15 protein-coding genes are annotated in these 17,664 nt (G+C 69.2%); 4 read left to right on the top strand and 11 right to left on the bottom strand.

Annotated features, from left to right (window positions below; translation table 11 throughout):
- Positions 1 to 161: 161 nt before the first annotated feature.
- The 3 genes from VN779_RS01195 to VN779_RS01185 all read right to left on the bottom strand — a co-directional run bounded on the left by VN779_RS01195 (position 162) and on the right by VN779_RS01185 (position 3,531).
- Complete coding sequence (locus tag VN779_RS01195) at positions 162 to 1,160, bottom strand: sugar ABC transporter permease (RefSeq protein ID WP_325719252.1); 999 nt, start codon at positions 1,158 to 1,160, stop codon at positions 162 to 164.
- 24 nt (positions 1,161 to 1,184) lie between these two features.
- Positions 1,185 to 2,441, bottom strand: coding sequence for a sugar ABC transporter substrate-binding protein (locus VN779_RS01190; RefSeq protein WP_325719250.1), 1,257 nt, complete (start codon positions 2,439 to 2,441; stop codon positions 1,185 to 1,187).
- Positions 2,442 to 2,772: 331 nt separating this feature from the next.
- The gene (locus VN779_RS01185) at positions 2,773 to 3,531 is read right to left on the bottom strand and encodes an SDR family oxidoreductase (RefSeq protein WP_325719248.1); all 759 of its coding nucleotides are present in this window, start codon (positions 3,529 to 3,531) and stop codon (positions 2,773 to 2,775) included.
- Positions 3,532 to 3,740: 209 nt separating this feature from the next.
- Here VN779_RS01185 and VN779_RS01180 point away from each other — a divergent pair, with 209 nt between their 5' ends.
- Complete coding sequence (locus tag VN779_RS01180; RefSeq protein WP_325719254.1) at positions 3,741 to 4,688, top strand: sugar kinase; 948 nt, start codon at positions 3,741 to 3,743, stop codon at positions 4,686 to 4,688.
- Positions 4,689 to 4,886: 198 nt separating this feature from the next.
- A complete protein-coding gene (locus VN779_RS01175; RefSeq protein WP_325719246.1) occupies positions 4,887 to 5,438 on the top strand; it encodes a hypothetical protein in 552 nt (183 codons plus the stop codon).
- Positions 5,439 to 5,506: 68 nt separating this feature from the next.
- On the opposite strand, the gene VN779_RS01170 is transcribed toward VN779_RS01175, so the two are convergent.
- From VN779_RS01170 to VN779_RS01150, 5 genes are all read right to left on the bottom strand, one after another.
- The gene (locus tag VN779_RS01170) at positions 5,507 to 6,295 is read right to left on the bottom strand and encodes a VOC family protein (RefSeq protein WP_325719244.1); all 789 of its coding nucleotides are present in this window, start codon (positions 6,293 to 6,295) and stop codon (positions 5,507 to 5,509) included.
- A 163-nt stretch (positions 6,296 to 6,458) separates the two neighbouring features.
- Positions 6,459 to 7,034 carry a TIGR03086 family metal-binding protein gene (locus VN779_RS01165; RefSeq protein WP_325719242.1) on the bottom strand — a complete coding sequence of 192 codons (576 nt, stop codon included), beginning with the start codon at positions 7,032 to 7,034 and terminating at the stop codon, positions 6,459 to 6,461.
- Between the two features lie 4 nt (positions 7,035 to 7,038).
- Complete coding sequence (locus tag VN779_RS01160; protein ID WP_325719241.1) at positions 7,039 to 8,043, bottom strand: sigma-70 family RNA polymerase sigma factor; 1,005 nt, start codon at positions 8,041 to 8,043, stop codon at positions 7,039 to 7,041.
- Positions 8,040 to 9,473 (bottom strand): DHA2 family efflux MFS transporter permease subunit, encoded by a 1,434-nt coding sequence (locus VN779_RS01155; protein WP_325719240.1) that lies wholly within the window; start codon positions 9,471 to 9,473, stop codon positions 8,040 to 8,042. Before VN779_RS01155 ends, VN779_RS01160 begins: the two co-directional genes overlap by 4 nt.
- A 135-nt stretch (positions 9,474 to 9,608) precedes the next feature.
- A complete protein-coding gene (locus VN779_RS01150; protein ID WP_325719238.1) occupies positions 9,609 to 9,818 on the bottom strand; it encodes a hypothetical protein in 210 nt (69 codons plus the stop codon).
- A gap of 373 nt (positions 9,819 to 10,191) precedes the next feature.
- On the opposite strand from VN779_RS01150, the gene VN779_RS01145 reads away from it, so the two are divergent.
- A complete protein-coding gene (locus tag VN779_RS01145) occupies positions 10,192 to 11,052 on the top strand; it encodes an amidohydrolase family protein (protein ID WP_325719235.1) in 861 nt (286 codons plus the stop codon).
- A 63-nt stretch (positions 11,053 to 11,115) separates the two neighbouring features.
- Here VN779_RS01145 and VN779_RS01140 read toward each other — a convergent pair whose 3' ends face one another.
- From VN779_RS01140 to VN779_RS01130, 3 genes are all read right to left on the bottom strand, one after another.
- Entirely contained in the window at positions 11,116 to 11,997 is an 882-nt protein-coding gene (locus VN779_RS01140) for a PaaX family transcriptional regulator C-terminal domain-containing protein (protein ID WP_325719233.1), read from the bottom strand.
- Between the two features lie 91 nt (positions 11,998 to 12,088).
- Complete coding sequence (locus VN779_RS01135; protein WP_325719231.1) at positions 12,089 to 12,967, bottom strand: sterol desaturase family protein; 879 nt, start codon at positions 12,965 to 12,967, stop codon at positions 12,089 to 12,091.
- On the bottom strand, positions 12,964 to 13,788 hold the full coding sequence (locus VN779_RS01130; RefSeq protein ID WP_325719229.1) for a FadR/GntR family transcriptional regulator: 825 nt from the start codon (positions 13,786 to 13,788) through the stop codon (positions 12,964 to 12,966). Before VN779_RS01130 ends, VN779_RS01135 begins: the two co-directional genes overlap by 4 nt.
- A gap of 723 nt (positions 13,789 to 14,511) precedes the next feature.
- On the opposite strand from VN779_RS01130, the gene VN779_RS01125 reads away from it, so the two are divergent.
- Entirely contained in the window at positions 14,512 to 17,661 is a 3,150-nt protein-coding gene (locus tag VN779_RS01125; protein WP_325719227.1) for an AfsR/SARP family transcriptional regulator, read from the top strand.
- The last annotated feature ends 3 nt before the right edge of the window (positions 17,662 to 17,664 follow it).

The following is a 17,664-nucleotide window of genomic DNA, read 5'->3' as shown; positions in this document are numbered from 1 at the left end:
CGCGGGTGAAGGAGGCGTTGAGCATCCAGTAGACCGGGAAGAGCATGACGGCGGTGAGTAGCACACCCACAGCCGTCTTCCACCCGGACCGCCTGCGGCCCCGGGAGCGAGATGCGATCCTGGCGGCACGCGGAGCACGGGTCGTTGTGAGAGCACTCATGTCAAACCTCCGCGGCCGTGCGCTGGGTGCGGATGTAGATCAGGCCGAAGGCGAGGGCGACGACGACCAGCAGGTTGCCGACGGCGGCGCCGGGTCCGAAGGCGGGCAGCAGGTTGCCGAATCCGAGTCGGTAGGACCAGGTGGCGAAGGTGGTGGAGGAATCGACCGGTCCGCCGCGGGTCATGATCCAGATGATGTCGAACACCTTGAGGGTGTAGATCAGCCCGAGCAGCAGGGTAATCGCGGAAACGGGGCGCAGCAGCGGGAAGGTGATGCGCCGGAAGCGCTGCCAGGCGTTGACCCCGTCGAGGGCGGCGGCCTCGTACAAACCCTGCGGAATCGACTGCAGGCCGCTGTAGAGCAGCACCAGGTTGAACGGGATGCCGATCCAGATGTTCGCGATGACCACCGAAATCAGCGACCAGTGCGGGGAGGTGAGCCAGTCGACCGGGCCGATGCCCAGCAGGTGCAGCCCGTAGTTGACCACCCCTGAGTCGCTGTTGAGCATCCACGACCAGGTCGAGGCGGACACGATCAGCGGGAGCAGCCACGGCACCAGGAACAGCGCGCGCAGGGTGGCGGAGAGGCGGAAGTGCTGGTGGAAGAACACCGCCAGGGCCATGCCGAAGGAAAACTGGAAGGCGAGCGAGGCAGCCGTGAACACGATCGTGTGGATCAGCGCTGGGGCGAACGTCGGATCGCTGAACACGGTGCGGTAGTTGCCCAGGCCCGCGAACGGCGCACCACCGTGCACGAAGGACATCACGGTGTAGTCGCGCAGGCTCAGGTCAAGGTTCTTGTACATGGGATAGGCGTAGAACACCGCCAGATATGCGGTGACCGGAGCCAGGAATCCCCAGGCGGCCCACTGGCTGGTGCGGATCGAGTGGCGGCGCGGGGCGCTGCGGCGCGGTGCGCGCGCCGGGGGCGGGGCGCTGGTGCTGTGCGCCCCGCCGCGGCCACGCACAGACTGCGTCGCCGTCTGCGTCGTGTCATTCATCGAAGAACTCTCACACCGTGCCGGTCACTTGGCCGAGGCAGCGGAGTTCTGCGCGGTTTGCAGCGCGCTGCTGGGGCTGGCCGAACCGGACAGCGCGGCCTGCACCGCGGTCCACAACGGCTGGGAGATCTTCGGGTACTTCGTCCCGAGGTTGTCGCTCGTGCGGCCCTTGGCAGCCTGAACTGCCTGGATCCACGGCACCAGATCGCTATCAGCGCTCTGCTTCTGTTGCACGGCCTGCGTGGCGCCGATGTAGCCCAGCGCCGTGTCCGTCGTGTAGGCGTTGTCCGCGCTGCTCAGGCACGAAACCAGCTTCTCGCTCGTGGCGTAGCGCGCGGTGTCGCCCTGCACCGGCACGGTCACGAACTCGCCGCCGGTCGGCGCGGGCGCAGTGCCGCCGTTCATCGCCGGAATCGGGATGATCCCGTACGGGAACCCGGCCTTCTTCGCGTTGCTCAGCTGCCAGGTGCCGTTCTCCGCGAACCCGACCTGCCCTGTCGCGAACTCCTGCCAGCTGGTGGTCTGCGTGTCCTGCAACGCCGCGTTCGGCGCGTACCCATCTTTAAGCCACGTGGTCCACAGGTTCAGCGCGTCGACGGCCTGCGGCGAGGACAGGTTCGTCAGGTTCGCCCCCGCGCCCCAGAACCAGGGCAGGAACTGGAAGGTGCCCTCCTCGGTCCCGATCGCGGAGATCGAGATCCCCTTCTTGCCCGCGGTCTTGATCTTCGCCAGCGCCGTGTTCAGCGAGGCCCAGTCCTTCACACTCGCCGGATCCACTCCGGCCGCCTGCAGAACGTTCTTGTTGTAGTACAGCGCGAGCGTGTTGGCGCCGATCGGCGTGCCGTAGGTCTTGCCGTTGAGCTGCCCGGCGGCTAGCAGGTTCGGTTCGATCGCCGAGGTGTCCACCTTGGTAGCCGACGTGTCCGTCAGCACGCCGGCCTCGGCCAGTGTCGAGACGACCGGGTTGTCCACGATCAGCACATCCGGTGCCTTGCCCTGCTGCGCGGCGAGCAACACCTTGCTGGTCAGATCCGTGGTGTCGAACCCGGTGCGCTTGACCGTGACACCCGCGGACGTACCGCACTTGGTCAGCAACTGCACCCATGCCGAGGAGTTGTCGTACTGCGGGTACGGGTCCCAGATGGTGTAGGTGCCGGAAGCGGCCGAGCCGGTCGAGCCCGTGCTCGACGAGGAAGAACTGCACGCGGTGGCGGTAGTGGCAAGCGTGACCGCCGCGAGCCCCGCGGCAGCCAGGCGTCGCCTGGACAGGACAGTCTTCATTGACTTTCTCTTTCTCTAACGAGCTTGGGTCGCATTGAGCCGTGCACGTGGAGGTACTGCGCTGCTTGAGCGATCCGGCCGGGCAACCTGCCGGAATTCCGCGTCGAACCGGTGTCGAATCGTGCGTCGAACCGATTCGTCGAACCGGTTCGACTGAAGATAGACCCGCGCGTCTCGGCCGTCAACCGATTCCTTCGCGCGACAAGCCGGGTCTACCTGTTCGACAGCGCGGTCGGCTGAGGAGGCTGCCCGCGAAGATGCGAGCGGAGGATAAGAGGGCTGATTACCGTGAAAGTTCCGCGACCCTTTACTAGGAGCCGGATATTCGCCCTTAGGCCGAGGCCTTCGCCACGCTCCAGCCGCCATCCACCACCAGGCTCGCGCCACTGATGAACGAAGCGTCGTCGGAGGCCAGGAACGCGATCGCCGCGGCGACTTCCTCGGGACGGCCGAGTCGCCCGGCGGGGGTCGCGGCGACGCTCAGCGCGCGAGCGGCCTCGTCGATGCGATCCCAGGCGGGAGTCAGGATCGGCCCCGGCACCAGCGCGTTCACCCGCACTTCGGGCCCGTATTCGACCGATAGCTGCCGGGCCAGCGATACTAGCGCGCCCTTGGCCGCCGCGTATGCCGGATGATCGGGCAGGCCGAAGTTCGCGTGCACGGAGGAGGTGAGCACCGCGTTGCCCCTGACCTGCTGCAGCATCGGCAGGAAGGTGCGCATGCCGTAGTACGCGCCGGTCACCGCCACGTCGAGCTGGCGGTGCCAGTCGGCCGGTTCCAGTTCGAGCAGCTTGGCCGACTTGAAGTAGTACGCGTTGTGGTTGAGCGCATCGAGGCGGCCGTAGCGCTCGCGGACGCGTTCGTGCACCGCGGCCCAGTCGGCGCCGCTCGACGTGTCGCAGTGGACATACTCGGCCGCGCCGCCCTCCGCGGTGATCGACTCGGCCACCTCAAGGCCGGGCTCGTCGGCGATGTCGACCAGGAAGACGGCCGCGCCTTCGGCCGCGAACCGGCGAGCCGTGGCCGCGCCGATGCCGGAAGAAGCCCCGGTCACCAGCGCGGTGCGGCCCTCGAAGCGGCGTGTCTGCACGGCAGTCCTTTCGGATCGACTACGACAAGTCTGCCGTCCGGGCTGTGCGAAGGCGATCTCGCGCGTCGCCGCCCAGACGGCCGACCGCGGCTACGAGTGGCGCGCCGCAATCCGGCGGCACGATGATGGCAGCGTGGCCGAAGGACGGTCGTGGTTATATCGGTAGCGATAACGGCGCTGTGATCTGTGGGCTGTGACCTGTGAGCAGAATGCTGACGATCGGCGAGACGATGGGCGTCGCCGTCACCGAGGTCGGGGATCCGCTGCGCACCGCGCGCGAGTTACGGCTTTCCACAGCGGGCGCCGAGTCCACCGTCGCGATCGGACTGCGCCGCCTCGGCCATGCGGCGACGTGGGTCGGGGTCGTGGGGGAGGACGAACTCGGCGCCCGCGTGCTGCGCGATCTGGCCGCTGAGGGAGTGGACACCCGATTCGCGCGCGTCGATCCCGAGCGGCCGACCGGCTTCATGATCCGCGAGCTCAGGACGGCCGATTACACCCGCGTCAGCTATTACCGGGAATGCAGCGCCGGATCCCGCCTTTGCCCGGCAGACATCGAGGCCGCGCTCGCGGTGAACCAGGGTTTTGACTTGGTGCACCTCACGGGCATCACCCCGGCGTTGAGCGAAAGCGGCGCTCAGGCCGTGCGCGTCTTGGTCGAGTCGGCAAGGCAGGCGTCGATCCCGATCTCGTTCGACGTGAACTATCGCGGCACTTTGCCGGGAAGCGCCGGCGCGGCAGCCTTTGCCAAGGAGCTGCTTTCCGGCATCGACCTGCTCTTCGTCGGGGACGACGAACTCGCCATGGTGACCGAGGAGACGGATCCGCACCGCGCGGCCCGCGAACTGGCCGCGCGCGGGCCCGCCGAGGTGGTGGTCAAGCGGGGCGCCGCCGGCGCACTCGTAGCGACCGCGGCTGGCGACTTGGCAGAGCAACCGGCTCTTCCGGTGCGCGTCGTGGACGCCATCGGCGCCGGAGACAGCTTTACCGCCGGTTACCTCGCGGCGCGCTTTGACGGACGTCCCCTCATCGAGCGGCTGCGCTGGGGCACAATCGCCGCCGCGTGTACCGTCGGCACGCACGGCGACTGGGAGGGCCTGCCGACGCGCGCCGATCTGCTGCGCCGGGCCGGCGGCGGACCCAACACGGTTCGCTGAATCAACACCGCGCGCTGATCAACACAACGCTCTGATTAAACACCGCGCGCTGGATCGCCGTGATCGGTCGGGCGAACTTCAAGGTACAAACGGGCAGAGATGCTCGCCAGGCAGCGTGGAAGCGGGTTCGGCGCGGACGGTTCTCCTAGGCTGCGAGTCCGAATCTGCTGGACGGCAAAACACTGAGGAGGACCACTCATGCGCAAGAGCCTGCTGCTTGTCGCGTGCGGGGCGGCGGCTGCCGGGTCGGTCGGCGTGCTGAGCGGAGCCGCCTTCGCCAGCCCGAAGCCCAGCGCACGACCGATCGCACCCGGGCGCAGCGTGACCGCGACCCTGCAGAACACGACCTCGTGCACCCTGAACCTGACCGGCGGCACCGTAGCCCTCGGGCACCTGACCCAGAGCGTGCCCCTGGTGATCGGCCCGCACAGCTCCGGAACCTGGAAGATCACCGGCTGGACCGCCTTCGGCGACGATTCCGCCGACCTGGCCGTGATCTTCGATGTGACCGGCTGCGCACAGGCCGGCTCCGAGGAGAGCTACGCGATGCAGAACACCGACGCACAGGGTCTTTGGTACAAGGCGGAGGCGTGCGGGGTCGAGCCGGCGCCTGGGCTGCAGAACACGTTCACTGCCGTCGCCGCGTACCACGCGACGCTGAACATCAAGCTGACGGCCACCGGGGCAAAGGCGAGCGCAGGAGGCCTCAGGCCGCAGCTTGGCGCGTGCGGCGGCCTTCCGCTCCAGTGACAGAAGCCTGACCCGCTCGCGCGGGCGTCCCGGCCATGATCCGTGGCCGGGACGCCCAAAAGCGTTGTCTACGCGGGGTTCTCGCTCGCGATCACCGCGAACGGCGCCCCGTGCGGGTCGAGCAGATGCGCCATGCGGCCGATGCCAGGCATCGTCTCCGGGCCCATGAGGACCATGCCGCCGCCTTCGCGCGCCTTGGCCACGATGGCGTCGGCGTCCGCCACCTCGAAGTAGATGCCCCAGCGCGGGGTGGTGCCGCCGGCCGCCATCTCGGGACTGATCTGCATGATCCCGCCCTGATCGGCGTTCTCGCCGCCGCCCGCGGCCCGCACGGTCGTGTAAACCATGCCGCCGCCCATGTCGTTGTCGGTGACGCTCCAGCCGAAGACGTCCGCGTAGAACCGCTTCGCGGCGGCCGCGTCGGGCGTGTACAGCTCAGTCCACGCCAGCGTGTTGGGACTGCTGACGGCGTCGAAACCCTTGGTGTCGCCGGGCTGCCAGACGGCGAACTGCGCGCCGCCCGGATCCGTGAAGGCCGCGAACCGGCCCTCGGTGAAGACGTCGGTGGGCGGAACCCGGACGGTGCCGCCGGCGGCCTCGACCGCCTTCGCGGTGTCGTTCGCGTCGGGCGTGTTGAAGTAGACCGTCCAGGAGGGCGCCGCCCCCTCCTCGAGCTGGCCGGCCGCGCCGACCGTCTTGCCGCCGAAGGAGAAGAAACCGTAGCCGCCGGCCTCGGGGCCCGCGTCCTGGAATTCCCAGCCGAACAGCGCCGTGTAGAAGGCGGCCGACGCCGCGACGTCGGGGGAGCCGAGGTCGATCCAGTTCGGTGACCCGGCGATGAAATCCGTGGTGAGCATGCGCAAAACCTCCGCGTACCGGATACGGAGGCAGCCCGCGAGGATGGATGTTCGGGCGGGGCTGCCCAGACTCGCTCAGCATTGCACCGCGCGCTGACATCCGCCCGGGACACTCGCCCGGCCGTTCCCCCGGATGGCCGCTCGCCGACCCACGGCCGGCGGCTCAGCCGTGCGGCTGTCGCCCGACGAGCGCTAACAGCCGGTCGCCTGCGCTCGCTGTGTCCGGCACGCGCACGGCCGGCGCGAACATCGCCGTGCGCCCGGCCGCGCCAATGAGTGGCGGGCCGAGCGGCAGCAGATCGGCCGCGAGCGATTCGGGGATCGGCCGTGGAGCGCGGCGAGAGCGCGCGATATCCCAACCGTGGACCGCGATCTCCAAAGCGCCCACGCTCGCGACGACGGCAGGCGGCAGCGCGGCGTCGCCGAGTTTGATCGGCCGCTGCATCGCCGGATCGCTCCACGCGCCGAGTACCGCGGCCGCGCGGCCACGGAACTGAGCCAGCGGATCGGGACTGTTGGCCGGCACGCCAAGCTGGATGCTGCCGTAGGCACCTCCCTCAATCAGAGCGCTGAGAGAGTCGCTGACGTGCCATAACAGGGCACGCAGATCCCACTGCGCGCACGGCGTGGGATTCGCGAGATCCGCAGGCGTCACCTCGTTGACGCAGCCGAGCGCGTACGAGAGTGATCGTTCCAGCAGCGCCGCCGTGGCGAGGCCGGTCACGGTGAAGGCGTTCATCAGACTACTGTGGCCAGACGGTCGGCAGGCCGAACAGCGGGAACAAATCGGGGTCCACGAACGCGACGATCCGCGTGATGGACCCGTCCTCGATCGTCAGATGCTGAATCTGGGTAGCGGCGAAGCCGCCGGACCCATCGGTCCGGTAGGCGGCTATTCCAACCGACGCGTTCACGCCGATGACCCGGACCCGGTACCGGTTGGGCGGTACCCGGCTGGCCTGGAACGCCGAGACGGTCGCCAGGCCGGCGTACCAGGTGTCGAACGGCGGCATTTCCAGCTCGACGTCCGAGCGCATCAACGCGGTGAGCGCCGCCACGTCGCCGGCTACGAACGCCTGCGTGTATTTCTCGGCGATCGCCCGCTGCTCCACATCGGTCGGCGCGGTTGTCGTGGCCTGCGCGGGGGAGAGCCGCGCCAGCTGGGCGCGCGCCCGCTGGAGCGCGCTGGTTACCGAGGCGACGGAAGTGCCCAGCGTCTGCGCCACCTCCGCGGCAGGGATCGCGAGGACGTCGCGCAGGATGAGGACCGCTCGCTGCCGGGCGGGCAACTGCTGCAACGCGACGACGAACGCGAGCCGCACACTGTCGCGCGCCGCGATGACCGCCGCCGGATCCTGCGGCAGATCGGCGATCAGCGCGCCCGGAATCGGTTCGAGCCACGCAACCTCGTCTCGCCGGGGCAGCGGCCACTCAAGCTCGCTCGCCGGCTCGACGAGCTCCGAAGGCAGCACCCGCCGCTGCGTGCTGGTCAGGGCATTGAGGCAGGCGTTGGTCGCGATCCGGTACAACCACGTGCGCATCGACGCGCGCTCGCTGTCGTAACTGTCCCGGGCTCGCCAAGCCCGCAGCATGGTGTCCTGCACCAAGTCTTCCGCGTCGTGCAGCGAACCGAGCATGCGATAGCAGTAGACCAGCAGCTCGCGGCGGTGTGCGTCGGTCTCTTCCGCGAAGCGGTCGGACACGCCCGGCTCCTCGCTCCTCGGCCGGAGCGCGGATCGGGCGCTCATCGCGCGCCCGCCCGTGCCTTCGCGGCTGCCTGCTGCGGCACCGTCGGGGCCGCCACTTCGGAGACTACCGGCCGCCCCGGTATCCACCCGCCGACCACCGCGCCGGCGAGGCTCAGCAATGCCGCGACCAGTAGCGCCGGTCGGAAACCGGCGGCGAACGTCGTCGCGGACGCGTACCCGCCGCGCGCGGCGAATACCGCCGCGAGAACGGCCACACCGAGGACGCCGCCAAGCTGCCGCAGCGTATTGAACGTGCCGGAAGCGGTGCCGATCGATTCACGCGGTACCGAGCCGAGCGTTGCATTCTGCGCCGCTGGCATGGCCAGCGACGCGCCGCAGCCGGCCACGATCAACGGGAGGATCAGCTGCGGGTAGGGCCGGTCGGCGGTGACCAGCAGCGCCAGCGCCCCGAAGCCGATTGCCTGCGCGGTCAGCCCGGCGATCACCAGCGGCCGCTCGCCGACCCGGTTGATCAGCGCGCCGGCGACCGGCGCGACCAGGAACAGCATGCCCGTCCACGGCAGCGTGCGCAGTCCCGCGCCCAGCGGCCCGGTGTGCTCGGAGACCTGGAAGAACTGCGCCATCAGGAAGATCACGCCGAAGATCGGGGTGTACAGCAGGAAGCCGCTGGCGTTGCCCGCCGCGAAGCCGCGCCGCGCGAACAGCCGCATCGGCAGCATCGGCCGGTCCACACGCAGCTCCCAGGCCACGAATACGGCCAGCCCGATCGCGCCGACCGCCAGCGAGCCGAGCACCTGCGGGCTGGTCCAGCCCAGCGCGTTGCCCTTGATCAGCCCCCACACCAGGCCCAGCGCACCGATCGTGACCAGGGCCAGGCCGCCGACGTCCAATCGGCCGGCCGGCGCCGTGCTCTCCGGGATACGCGTGCGCGCCAGCGGGATCAGCACGGCGCCGATCGGTATGTTCAGCCAGAAGATCCACTGCCAGGACCCGCCCTGTGCGATCGCTCCGCCGACGAGCGGGCCGCCGAGCGTCGCCAGACCGGACACGCTGGAGAAGAAGCCCAGGGCGCGGGCGCGCCGCTCGGGTGGGTACGCGGCGGCCAGCAGCGCCATGGCGTGCGGCAGCACCATGGCGGAACCGACGCCCTGAACGGTCCTGGCGGCGATCAGCGCGCCGATGCCGGGCGAAAGCGCGCAGGCGGCGGATGCCAGCGTGAAGACGCTCAGACCGATGACGAACAGGCGCCGCCTGCCGTATCTGTCGCCGAGCGCGGAAGCCGGCACCAGCAGGACCGCGAACGACAGCGTGTACGCGTTGATGGTCCATTCCAGCTGCTCGATCGTGGCGCCGAGATCGAGCCGGATGGTGTTGAGCGCGGTGGTCACCACCATCGCGTCGAGCAGCACCATGAATGAGGCGCATGAGGTCAGGGCGAGGACCCAACCGGGCTTTGTGTTCGTACGCATGCCGGTACATACCGGCGAGCAGGCGCGAACTCATCGCTGCGCCGGAAGAAATCTTCAGCCCTCGTGGGCCCTAGGCGATGACCGAACCAGCAAGCGCCGGGCGCGGCGAGGTGCTCATGATCGAGCGCTGATCGACTACTTGCCGGTGCCCTGGATGCCGTCGGGGCTGACCACACTGCCCGTGCCCTGAATACCGTTGACGTGGACGGCGTGGCCGGTGCCCTGGATGCCGTTCACGTGGGTGGCCGCGGAGGCCATCGCCGGGGCGGCGAGGGAGACCGCCGCCGCGATCAACGTCACGGATGCCACGCGCCGGGCGCGGCCTCGGATCGGCGTTCTGTTCATGGTTCCCTCCCCGGTCGGTGGTACAGGTCTTCTCAGCATTCTGTAGTACCGCCTCCCGCGCAAGCGGCAACCCGGGCCTGGCCAAATACTCTACGAACTATTGACGCTTCGTGGTGTTCGTGTGGAGGACGCGAGCGCGGACGCTGTACCACCGCTGGACCGGGCACTTCGGCATCGACATCCTCGACGGCATCGGCGGGTGGTTTTCGTCGAGGCGCTGCCCACCACCGCGACCGGAAAGGTACGCCGCGTCGAACTGCGCGCCATGGCCGCCGGGCTGCTGTCCGAACCGATCCAGGGCGGCGCAGCGCAATGACGTGCGGCGTGGATACTGATCTACTGATCCAGTGAGCGCACCCGAGGTGGCTACCTGATGCTCGACGGCCGACCCCTGATCGACGTACACCTGCACGCGGCGCGGCTGCCCACGCTCAAGCCGGCGTGGAAGACGTGGGCCCACGACTTCGGTGACCGAGAGCTCCTGGACCGGGTCTACGACGGGCAGGGCACGGTCGACCCGGCGCGGTTCGACGCCTACCTTGCCGAGGAGGGCGTCGACGTCGCGCTGCTGCTGTCCGAGTACAGCCCGAAAGTCACCGGTACTCAGCCGATCGAGGACCTGCTGCCACTGACCGGCCACAACCCGGCGCGCATCAAGGCGATCGCGAACATCAACCCGCACCTGCACTACCCGATCGACGAGGAACTGCGCCGCCAGCTCGATCTCGGCGCCGTGGCATGCAAGCTGCATCCCGTACACGCTGGCGTCGCGGCCAATGACCGCAGCCTCTACCCCGCGTTCGAGGTGTGCCAGGCTGCTGGTATACCGCTCGTGGTGCACTGCGGTACCAGCACCTTCCCCGGCTCCATGAACAAGTTCGCCGACCCGATTCTGCTCGACGACGTGCTGCGCGACTTCCGCACCCTGAACATCGCGCTCGCGCACGGCGGCCGGGGCTGGTGGTACGACGCGGCCGCGTTCATGGCGCTGTCCAACGAGCGCGTCTGGATCGAGCTGTCCGGCCTGCCGCCCTCCCGGCTGCGCGAGTACTACGCCAAGCACAACTGGAACCGGCTGACCCGCCGCATGATCTTCGGGACGGACTGGCCAGGCGTGCCGGGCATCGCGAAGAACGCTCGCGCCATCGCAGCGCTCTGTCCCGACGAGGAGAGCGCGGCGCTGGTCCTGGCGGGAAATGCGGCCCGCGTGTACAACCTCAAGCCGGAGGGGTAGTCGCAGCACTCTGCGGCAGTGCGCAGCGGCTAGTGTCCTGACTCAGCACATTAGGAACGAGCCCTAGGCGTCGGCGGCGAGCTGCGTCCAGCGCGCCTGCGCCGCGGCGCGCCATTGCCGGTGTAAATCATCGAACACGTTCGCCGCGCGCAGGCCGATCCAGTGCGGGGGCAGCAGGTCGAGCGGCAGCTGCGGGTCGAGCCTGGGGAAGCGGCGCCATTCGTCGACCAGCCGGATCTGCGCGAACAGCACCTCGTCGGCGCGCTCTTCGTCGGCGCAGTCCTCGTCGACAGAGCGCGGCCGCAGTCCGGCGAACCGGCCCAGAAACTGCTCGTAAGCCTCGGCGAGTTCGCCGAGGTGCCAGGCCTGTTCGACCATGCTGCGCTCCGAGCCGACCCCGGCGAACGGGCCGGTGAAGGAGAATGCCGCCGCGTGTAGCCCGAGGCCTTCGACCACCTGCTTCGCTTCAGCTTCCCGCGAGGGGTGCGGGCTGATCCACACTCCGGGCACCGGACTGCCCAGTCCGGCCCAAGTCAGCCCGTTGCGCAGCCGGTGCCGCAGATCCCGCTGCGTTTCCGGGACGCTGACCAGCAGCACCAGCCAGCGCCCATCCCACGCGTCGCGTTCCCGGCCGAAAGAGTAGATGCGTTCGGCGCCCTCAGTCAGCAGGGTGCGCCCGTGCTCGGTCAATGCCCACTGTGCTCGGCGGCCGTCGCGCTGCGCGGCCATCCACCCGTCGGCGGCTAGGCGGCTCAGTGCCTGCCGCGCCGCCTTCTCCTCGATACCCAGGCCGGAGGCCACGTGCAACAGCGTCGAGGTCCACACCGGTACGCCGGCCGGCCGCACGTACTCGCCGAAGACAGTCAGCAACAGGGAACGCGCGCTGCGTACGCCGGTCTGCTGCCGGCGGCTGTAGGACGGCACGATCGCGCTCTCGTCGGACATGACCCGCGCGACACTCCTTGGCTCGACCTGCCTCGAACGGCGCGAACGACCACGCACGTCAAGTCTACATTTTTCCGGCGAGTCGGCGAAATTATGTAGAGAGCCGCGGTGGCGGCGGCGCGAGGGCGGCCGTGTCGCCGCGCCTCGGCGTCGGGGACCATCCGGGCGGACCGAACACGAAGCCGAGCCGGTCGCGCAGGCCGGCGGCGGCCCGCACATCCCGCCCGATGGCGGCGAACTCGTGGAACGCGACGCGCAGCGGATTGAACGTGCCGATGTTCTTGGTCAGGCCGTAGGTCACCCGCTCGCCTTCCGGCTCGAAGGTGCGCAAGAGCCGATCCCACACGATCAGGATGCCGCCATAGTTGCGGTCGAGATAGGCGCTGTTGGAGCCGTGATGAACACGGTGGTGCGAGGGAGTATTCATGACCAACTCGACCGGCCGCCACAGCTTGTCCACCCGCTCGGTGTGCAGGAAGAACTGATACAGCAGGCTGATCGACTGCTGCAGCAGGATCATCCACGGCGCGATGCCGATCAGCGCGAGCGGAAGCCAGAACGGCAGCGTGGTCATCGGCGTCCAGGACTGGCGCAGCGCGGTCGAGAGGTTGTAGCGCAGGCTGGAATGGTGCACCACGTGACTGGCCCACAGCACCCTGATTCGATGATGGGCGCGGTGGAAGAGGTAGTAGGCGAGATCATCGGCGAAGAACAGCAGCAGCCAGGTCCACGGCGACGAAGTGGACAGCCGCAGCGGCGTGACCGTGTACGCCGCCGCGTAGACCACGACCGTGACGATCTTCCACGGGAACCCGACCACCTGACTGCCGGCGCCCATCGACAGGCTGGTGGCAGTGTCGCGCGCCTCGAAGCCGCGTTCCTCGTCGTCGGGGAGGAAACGGTAGGACAGCGCCTCGATCACGATCAGCAGCAGGAACAGCGGTATCGCCAGTTCGATGACCGGGATCACGGCCGCGCCTCCAATGCGCTCGCACCGGCCGCGTCGGCCGCGGTTTGCTTCGGCGCGTTCTCATTCGGCGCGTTCTTACTCAGCGCGTTGTTACTTAGTACAGGGTCGCCGGGCAGCGGCGGGATGCTGCGGGAAAGCAGATCGCGGGCAAGCCGCTGCGCCCCGGCCGCGTCGCGCTCGGCGATCAGCCGGGCGAGGCGGATGCGGCCGCGCACGTCGAGAAGTTCCTCGGTGCGCTGGTCCTTCGGCGTGTGGCTGAAGGCGAGCGCGCCGCCGACCAAGCTGTTGAAGGCCAGCAGGTAGGCGAGATTGCCGCAGCCCTCGATGACGAGTCGCCACCAGGCGATATCGGCCACCGCCAGCTCGTCGAGGTCCGGACCGCGCTCGCCGTATTGCGTTGCCGCGGCGACGATCGACTCGAGCATCTGCGGCGCGGCGCGCATGGCGCACAGCCGCGCCGCATCAGAGCCGATGCAGGCGCGCATCTCCAGCGTGTCGCGCTGCGCGCCGTCCACGCTGATGACCTCTCCGGCGCCGGGAAGGCTGATGACCAGGTCCAGCCCGGCCGTTTGCCGCCAGTTCAGCGCGACGGTACGGCCGCCGTGCGCGATCTCGATCAGCCGCGCTTGATGCAGCCGCTTGAGCGCCTCACGGATCGCGTGCCGGTTCACGTTGAACTGGGCCGCTAGGTCGCGCTCGCCGAGCAATGGCGCGCCCGGAGGGATCTCACCGCTGAGCAATCGGTCGCGCAGGCGCGCGAACACTTGATCGGAGACTGATTCGCGGCGGATCGGCGCCTCGGCCGCCTGATTGTCCGTCATGCGGCACAGCATGGCCCGCACTGGTGTGCTGGTCAACTGGTTGGACCAGAGAAATCCACGACGGCGGTGCGTCAGTACTGCGCCTCGATCTTCTTCATCGTCAGATCCGAAGTGGTACGCGGGGTCAGCGCGCTCCACCGATAGCTGTCTGGTAGCTGGCGCCTCCCCGCAGCGCGGGGCGGGCAGTCGCGGTGAATGGCGTCGAACCGGCTGAATGACCCTTACTGCTTATAGCTCAATAGAGCGATTCTTCCGGCTATCTGAGCCGTCGGCCTAGGGCAAGAAGAATTGCCCTTTCGGGCACGAATGCGCCGCTCAGCCGACGAACCCGGCGAGGGCTGGGCAATGAGTGAGCGCTCCCATTCTTGAAGCGGGGCGATCCGGCTGAGTCAAACCATTGTTATTTCGCGCGGACCGTGCGCTGCCGTGTGGTCTGCTCATCCGCGGCGCGGCGGCTTCCCGCGCCCGGTCGCAGCGGTCTTTCGCGGCTTTCGCGCCGCCCCACCAAGGCGTTCCTGCGTGTGTCTAAAACGCCTGCTTCATCAGAAAGTTGACCCTGGACGATGTGCTCGGCGTGTCGTAATACTTACTGCGTGTCGCCGTCGAGCGGGCCGAGGAATCGGTCGGATGCCGCTGCTGCCGCGTGCTCTGACCCGGGTGTGCCCTATTGAGGAACAGGGCGCAGACTCGCGAGTTACGGCGCTTCAACGAGGGGGTAACGCGGTGGAGTTTCGCATTCTCGGGCCGCTGGAGGTTTGCATTGAAGGGGAGAACATCCAGCTCGGCGGCCCGCGCGAGCGCACCGTTCTCGCGATGCTTCTGCTAGAAGCGAACCGGGTGATTCCGGTCGAGCGCCTGATCGACGCCGTCTGGAACGACGACCCTCCGGCGACCGCGCGCGGACAGATCCAGATCTGCATCTCCAACCTGCGCCGCCGGATCTTCGCCGTGGCCGGACGCGACCCGGTCCAGACGCGCCTGCCCGGTTATCTGCTGCGGCTGGAGGACGGGGCGCTCGACCTGCACCGGTTCGAGGCGGGAGTGGCCGAGGGCACTAGCGCGCTGAAAGCCGGCGACCCCTCCAGGGCCACCACCGAGCTGCGCCGCGCACTGAGCTTATGGCGCGGCCTGGCGCTCGCCGACATCGAAAGCCGGGTGGTGCAGCTGGCGGTGACCCGGCTCAACGAGCGGCGGCTCGCCGTGCTGGCCGAGTGCCTGGACTGCGCGGTGAAGGCGGGACGGCACCACGACCTGATCGGCGAGCTCACGGCGCTGGTCGAAGAGCACCCGCTGCAGGAGCGGCTCAGGGCCCTGCTGATGACCTCGCTGTTTCGCTCGGGGCGGCAGGCCGAAGCACTGGAGGTCTACCGCCGCACCCGCGAAGTGCTCATCGATGAGCTCGGCATCGAGCCGGGGCCCGAACTGCGCCGGCTGCACCAGGAGATGCTGGCCGGGGCGGCCGGCGATCCACCCGCCGCCGCACCGCAGCCCGCGCTCGGGACCCGGCCCGCGGCTGCACCGCCGACCCGGGCTCAGCCGGAGCCGCCGGCCCGCCGGGCCGCGCCCAGTCTGCTGCCGGCCGACATCCCCGACTTCACCGGACGCGGCCAGGTGGTCAGGCTGCTGATGAAGCAGGTGGGCGGCGAGGAGGCGCCGCACGACGCTGAGCGTGCCGTGCGCGTCGGGGTCATCGTCGGCCAGGGCGGCGCGGGCAAGACGACGCTCGCGGTGCACGTGGCCCACCTGCTGGCGCCCTCGTTCCCGGACGGCCAGCTGTTCGCCAGGCTGCGGGCCGGGGATCGCGCGGTCAGCCCCGCGGACATACTCGAACGCTTCCTGCGGGTGCTCGGGGTGAGCGGCCCGGTGCTGCCCGAAGGACTGGAAGAGCGCGCGGAGCTGTTTCGCGACCTGCTCAGCAGTCGCAGAATGCTGCTGGTCTTCGACGACGTCATGACGGAGCAACAGGTCGCCGCGCTGCTGCCGGGAACGGCCGGCTGCGCGGTGATCGTCACCAGCCGGCGGCGGCTGACCGGCCTGCCCTCAGTAGGGCGGCTCGAAATCGGGGCGCTCGGCCGGCGCAGCGCGATGGAGCTGCTGTCGCGGATCGTCGGCGCCGCGCGGATCGAGGCCGAGCCGCAGGCGGTCGCGCAGCTGTGCGAGCTGTGCGGAGACCTGCCGCTGGCGCTGCGCATCTGCGCCGCGCGTTTAGCGGCGCGGCCGCACTGGAGTGTCGCGGACCTGGTGGACCGGCTGGTCGACGAGTCGCACCGGCTCGACGAGCTGAACCACGGCGCGATGCAGGTGCGCGCCAGCATTTCGCTCACCTACGACGGGCTCAAACCGGACGCGCGCACCCTCTTTCGCCGGCTGGCCCTGCTGGAGGCGCCCAACTTCGCGTCCTGGGTCGGTGCTCCACTGCTGGGCGTGGACGTGCTGCGTGCGCAGGAAGCGTTGGAGTCGCTGACCGAGGCCTACCTCGTCGACACCGAACCGGGCGCCACGCCGGGGCATGTGCGCTACCGGTTTCACGACATCATGCGGCCCTTCGCGCGCGAGCGGCTGGCCGAGGAGAGCGCGCAGGAGCGGCGCGAGTCGCTGGAGCGCTGGTTCGGCGCGCTGCTGGAACTGGCCTCGCAGGCGCACCGGCGCGAGTACGCCGGCGATTACCTCCAGCGGCCGAGCGGGGCGAGCCGGTGGCAGTTGCCGCAGACTCTGGTCGATCGGCTGCTTGAGCATCCGCTGGCGTGGCTTGACCTTGAGCGCGCGTCCCTGGTCGCCGCGGTGCGGCAGGCCGCGGCCGGCGGCATGGCCGAACACGCCTGGGACCTCGCGCTGAACGCGGTGACGCTGTTCGAGGCGCACGGCTATTTCAGCGACTGGCGTGAGACCCACGAGCTCGCGCTCAAGGCCGCGCGCCGGGCCGGCGACGATTGGGGCGAGGCCGCGATGCGGTACTCGCTCGGTTCCCTGCACATGTTCGAGCAGCGCACCAAGGAATCCGCACTCGAATTCGAGCAGGCATACGCCGCCTATCAACGGCTCGCCGACCGGCACGGCGCGGCGCTGGTGCTGCGGAACATGGCGTTTCTCGACCACATGAACGGCGACCTGGAGTCGGCGCTCTCCCGCTGGCAGGAGGCGCTGGCCTCGTTCCGGGTCGTCGGGGACCGGGTGGCCGAAGCGCATGTGTTGCAGCACATCGCGCAAGTTCGGCTCGACTACGGCGAGCAGGACGAGGCATATCGGCTGCTCGCTCGGGCCGCGACCATCTGCGACGAGGTCGGCAATCGCCGGGTCGGCGCCCAGGTGCAGCACCGGCTCGGCGAACTGCTGCTGAGCCGCGGCGAAATGGCGGGCGCCGCGCAGGCCTACCGTCGGGTACTTGAGGCTGTGCGCCAAGCCGGTGACCCGGTCGGCGAGTCTTATGCGCTCCTGGGTCTGGGCACGGTGCACCTGCGCTGCGACGAGTACGAAGACGCAATACAGGTGCTCACCGAGGCCGAGGAATTGGCCGTACAGGCCGGGGAGCGAATGGTGGCCGGCCGCATCGCGCTGACGCTGGCTCAGGTCACTTTGGAGACGGCCGATCTGGACTCGGCGGCGCGGTACGCCGATCACGCGGTGTGTACGTTCGACGAGATCGGCGCGGCGCTCTACCGGGTCAAGGCGCTGGATGTCCGAGGCCGCATTCACCGGGCGGCGGCTGAGCCGGCCGATGCGCTGGACGTGTGGCACTGCGCGCACGATCTGCTTGCCCAATTGCGGCTCGAGGGCACGGTCGAGCTGTCGCAGGAGCTTGAGGAGAACATGGCCGCGGTCCGGGTGGGTGCCTGGCAGTCCACTCAGGCAGAGCGAGCGGACCGTTCCGCGTAGGCC

This window comes from Actinocrinis sp., assembly GCF_035605935.1.
Taxonomy (GTDB): Bacteria; Actinomycetota; Actinomycetes; order Streptomycetales; family Catenulisporaceae; genus Actinocrinis.
This window is presented reverse-complemented; position numbering and strand designations above follow the sequence as displayed.

Excerpts from the sequence above, each read along its gene's own strand:
- VN779_RS01190 (WP_325719250.1), bottom strand. The coding sequence starts at position 2,441 with ATGAAGACTGTCCTGTCCAGGCGACGCCTGGCTGCCGCGGGGCTCGCG.
- VN779_RS01165 (WP_325719242.1), bottom strand. The coding sequence starts at position 7,034 with ATGAACGCCTTCACCGTGACCGGCCTCGCCACGGCGGCGCTGCTGGAA.
- VN779_RS01160 (WP_325719241.1), bottom strand. The coding sequence starts at position 8,043 with ATGAGCGCCCGATCCGCGCTCCGGCCGAGGAGCGAGGAGCCGGGCGTG.
- VN779_RS01195 (WP_325719252.1), bottom strand. The coding sequence starts at position 1,160 with ATGAATGACACGACGCAGACGGCGACGCAGTCTGTGCGTGGCCGCGGC.
- VN779_RS01180 (WP_325719254.1), top strand. The coding sequence starts at position 3,741 with ATGCTGACGATCGGCGAGACGATGGGCGTCGCCGTCACCGAGGTCGGG.
- VN779_RS01175 (WP_325719246.1), top strand. The coding sequence starts at position 4,887 with ATGCGCAAGAGCCTGCTGCTTGTCGCGTGCGGGGCGGCGGCTGCCGGG.
- VN779_RS01130 (WP_325719229.1), bottom strand. The coding sequence starts at position 13,788 with ATGACGGACAATCAGGCGGCCGAGGCGCCGATCCGCCGCGAATCAGTC.
- VN779_RS01150 (WP_325719238.1), bottom strand. The coding sequence starts at position 9,818 with ATGAACAGAACGCCGATCCGAGGCCGCGCCCGGCGCGTGGCATCCGTG.
- VN779_RS01145 (WP_325719235.1), top strand. The coding sequence starts at position 10,192 with ATGCTCGACGGCCGACCCCTGATCGACGTACACCTGCACGCGGCGCGG.
- VN779_RS01140 (WP_325719233.1), bottom strand. The coding sequence starts at position 11,997 with ATGTCCGACGAGAGCGCGATCGTGCCGTCCTACAGCCGCCGGCAGCAG.
- VN779_RS01170 (WP_325719244.1), bottom strand. The coding sequence starts at position 6,295 with ATGCTCACCACGGATTTCATCGCCGGGTCACCGAACTGGATCGACCTC.
- VN779_RS01155 (WP_325719240.1), bottom strand. The coding sequence starts at position 9,473 with ATGCGTACGAACACAAAGCCCGGTTGGGTCCTCGCCCTGACCTCATGC.